The organism is Caballeronia pedi (assembly GCF_001544915.2).
GTDB lineage: Bacteria > Pseudomonadota > Gammaproteobacteria > Burkholderiales > Burkholderiaceae > Caballeronia > Caballeronia pedi.
In genome coordinates this window covers 1-1,046 of record NZ_FCOE02000122.1, presented here as the reverse complement: position 1 = coordinate 1,046, position 1,046 = coordinate 1, and the positions used below count along the sequence as shown (strand labels likewise).

Genomic DNA, 1,046 nt, shown 5'->3' with positions numbered 1-1,046 from the left:
GGCAAGCCGAAGGGCGTGCAGCACAGCACGGCGGGCGTGTTGCTGTGGGGCGCGCAGACGATGAAGTGGACCTTCGACATGAAGCCGGGCGACATCTTCTGGTGTACGGCGGACATCGGCTGGATCACGGGGCATAGCTATATCGCGTACGGACCGCTCGCGATCGGCGCGACGCAGGTGATGTTCGAAGGCGTGCCGACGTATCCGCACGCCGGCCGCTTCTGGGAAATGATCGATCGCCACAAGGTCACGATCTTCTACACGGCGCCCACGGCCATCCGCTCGCTCATCAAGGTATCGGAAGCGGACGCGAAGGTGCATCCGAAGAGCTACGACCTGTCGACGCTGCGCATTCTCGGCACGGTCGGCGAACCGATCAATCCGGAAGCGTGGATGTGGTATCACGAGAACGTCGGACGCGGCCAGTGCCCGATCGTCGATACGTGGTGGCAGACCGAAACCGGCGGCCACATGATCACGCCGCTGCCGGGCGCGACGCCGCTCGTGCCGGGTTCGTGCACATTGCCGCTGCCGGGCATCATGGCTGCGGTCGTCGACGAAACCGGTCAGGACGTGCCGAACGGGCAGGGCGGCATTCTGGTGGTGAAGCGCCCGTGGCCGTCGATGTTGCGCAACGTCTGGGGTGATCCGAAGCGATATCAGACGAGCTACTTCCCGGAAGAACTCGGCGGCAAGCTGTATCTCGCGGGCGACGGCGCGGTGCGCGACAAGGAAACCGGCTACTTCACGATCATGGGCCGCATCGATGACGTGCTGAACGTCTCGGGCCACCGCCTCGGCACGATGGAAATCGAGTCGGCGCTGGTCGCCAATCCGATGGTCGCGGAAGCGGCGGTCGTCGGCCGGCCGGACGATACGACGGGTGAAGCCGTGGTTGCGTTCGTCGTGCTGAAGCGTTCGCGTCCGGAAGGCGACGAAGCCAAGCAGATCGCCACTGAACTGCGCAACTGGGTCGGCAAGGAGATCGGCCCGATCGCGAAGCCGAAGGACATCCGCTTCGGCGAGAACCTGCCGAAGACGCGCTC

The 1,046-nt window shown here is 64.9% G+C and carries 1 protein-coding gene; it reads left to right on the top strand.

Annotated features, from left to right (window positions below; all coding sequences use genetic code 11):
* Positions 1 to 1,046: AMP-binding protein (locus AWB80_RS42785; RefSeq protein ID WP_143328304.1), on the top strand; the 1,046-nt coding region annotated here is incomplete at both ends.